The organism is Candidatus Jordarchaeum sp. (assembly GCF_052745115.1).
In genome coordinates, this window is record NZ_JBRAKS010000245.1 from 1 (window position 1) to 2,969 (window position 2,969).

General features: G+C 44.3%; 1 protein-coding gene and 1 pseudogene. Both read left to right on the top strand.

Translation table 11 applies throughout. The features are described from left to right. The first annotated feature begins 39 nt into the window (after window positions 1-39). Window positions 40-1,902, top strand: a complete 1,863-nt coding sequence (locus ACUVXA_RS14960) for an aldehyde ferredoxin oxidoreductase family protein (protein WP_445872085.1) — start codon at window positions 40-42, stop codon at window positions 1,900-1,902. A gap of 793 nt (window positions 1,903-2,695) precedes the next feature. Next, window positions 2,696-2,969 (top strand): annotated as a pseudogene (locus tag ACUVXA_RS14965) (hypothetical protein); the annotation flags it as partial.

Below are 2,969 nucleotides of genomic sequence, written 5' to 3' on the forward strand. Positions count from 1 at the left end.
ATTTTTAGAAGTTTTAATAAATTAGGGAGAGATGTTTAATTGATAAAAGGAGGATACATGGGAAAAATATTAAGAGTAGATCTTACCGACAAGAAGATGTGGGAAGAAAAACTGGATGAGAACCTTGCAAAGAAGTATATTGGACAGCTTGGTATTGGCGCAAGAATCATGTACGACGAGGTACCTCCCGAAGTCGACGCATACCATCCCGAGAACAGACTAATATTTATGACTGGGCCATTCACTGGGACAACTGTTCAGTCACCTTCGAACTTCCAAGTGATATCACAGAATCCAATAACCGGATACAACATAGCTGTTGCCAACTCGCACGGTTTCTGGGGGCCACGTCTTAAGTTCGCCGGATTTGATGGCGTAGTAGTTCAGGGTGAGGCCGAAAAGCCTGTATATTTATGGATTCATGAGGGAGAGTACGAGATTCGTGACGCTAGCCGAATCTGGGGCAAGGCAGACACCTTTGAAACCGAAGACCTTATCAAAAAAGAAGTTGGTCAAGAAAAGGCTTCCGTTGTAGCTATTGGCCCCGCGGGTGAGCGTCTGGTCGCCGGGGCATGCGTAGAGAATGAGCATGGACACATTGCTTCTAAGGGAAACCAGGGAATCGTTATGGGTTCGAAGTATCTGAAAGCTATCGCAGTGTATGGTACTGAAAAGATCCCCGTCGCTAACCCTGAAGAGTTCAGAGAGTTGGCGAAGCAGTGGCGAGAGGAGAGCTTTAAGAGTTTGTTGGGACAAACTGTTGATGCTTTCGGAACGGCAGCATATGTTCCCACAGTTCATGAGCTCGGAGACCTACCTACAAAGAACTTTTTAACTGGCGTCTTTTCTGAGCATGAAAAATTGTCGGGGCAATACATAAGGGAGAAGTTTAAGTTGAAGCCAAACCCGTGCTATGGATGCAGTCTAAAGCACGTTCACATGATGGAGGTAACAGAGGGTCCCTACACGGGTTTTGTAGGAGAAGAGCCTGAGTATGAGGATTTCTCAAATCTGGGTTCAAACATCGGAATATCAGACCCAGGTGCTGTGATATGGCTAACAGATTACGTGGATAGATTGGGTTTGGATGGTAACTGGGCTGGAACAATTGTAGGCTGGGCGATGGAAGCGTACGAAAGGGAAATCCTTACCAAAGAGGATCTTCGGGGACTGGAGCTTAACTGGGGTGATGAGAAAGCGGCAGCGGAGTTGCTGAGAAGGATAGCTTACAGAGAGGGCATAGGCGACATCCTTGCTTTAGGGTTAAAGAAGGGACCAGAGAAAATCGGAGGCAAAGAGGCATTAGATTTCTCAGTACACTTTAAGGGAGAAACCCAACACGCGCATGACGCCAGGGCTCTGTGGGGCATGTTTCTGGGTCTCTGCGTCTCTGGGGCTGGTCCGAGATGGGAGAGCTTGGGCGTAGATTTGCTTCCCGATGAGGAGCTTGGTTATGCTGCGCCTCAGGATCGGTTTTCACCTGAGGGAAAAGCCGAGGCTGCTCGAAAGACTCAGATAAAGAAGCTTTTCCAGGATGCTTTAGGAGTATGCTGGTTTGGCTTTGCCACTATGGATACTATGGTCAAAGCTTACACGGCTCTTACTGATTGGCCTCTCAGTGTTGACGAGGCATATATAATAGGCGAGAGAATCGCCAATTTGCAGCGGGCGTTTAATGTTAGACACGGATTCAAGACGGAGTTTGACCTTGACGTGTCACCGAGGCTACTAGAACCACCACCAGATGGAGGTGCTAAAGGAAAGACCATTGCTCCATATCTGGAGGATATGGTAAAGGAGTACAATAGGCTTATGGATTGGGACTGGGTGACTGGTAGGCCATCGAAAAATAAGCTGAAAGAACTTGGCTTAGAAGATGTGTCAAAGGATCTATGGGGATAATAAACACAGACTACGAAAATAATCTTGATTTCCTACAACCACCCATTTTTTTATTTCAAACTTTGGCTAGAAGATGATTAGTTGTGGCTAAAGTCGTGGTGAAATTTATTTAGCCAATCGCCCATATGGCTGGGATAAATGAAAAAATGGTAGAGACTGATATAATTGAAGGTGCCTCTTTGAGAGATTTGCTTAACAAGCTGACTGAGAATTACGGAAACCGTTTTGGAGAAGTTGTTATCGACACATAAACTGGGAATCTTCAGAGGCGTGTTATGGTTCTGATAAACGGTGGTTTAGCAAGCTATATGCAAGGGCTTGAAACCAAAATAAGTGATGGAGACACTATAGTCATAGGGTTATTATCTGCAGGAGGAATGGGGATAACGCATTTCTAGAGATTGATGTTAAACAAGCCAGTGTAAAGACTCGAATTTTTAATTAACGAATCAAGCAAGGTTCGCGCGTAATTTTTAGTATTGTACAATCTGTGGAGAATTGTTAAGCGATTTTTTCTGTTTTGATTCTCTTTCCTTTTCAAACTCTATACTCTTTCCACCCCTCTACTATTTTTTAACTCCCACGATGAGTTCTCTTCCCATGTGTATGTATATTAGTTTGATCTCACCATCCTCTTTTTAACATTGGTTTTTGGGCATGCCCCCTCTGCGAATTTCTCTTTCTTGCTGGTTCCACTCTCCCCTTATGAAAAATTTTGCACTCTGCACACACTTCATCCTTTTCATTACAGCATCCCTTAAGGTTTATATGTATCAGGTGTTTTTGTTTAACCATGGGTCTCAGGGAAGAGTTCTTAGCACTATTGAAGAAGGATGAAGAGTTCAAGTACACTGTTCTAGGCTACCTTGGACTAAATGAGATATTACGGAGAATGGACTCCTACCAATCAATACAAACGAAAACCCTGGAGGAGATTAAAAAGCTAAGAGAGGGCCAAGGCAAAATTTGGGAGGAGATTAAGGGTATCAAGGAGGACATTAGGGGGATAAATGAGGAGATTAAGGGTATCAAGGAGGACATTAGGGGGATAAATGAGGAGATTAAGG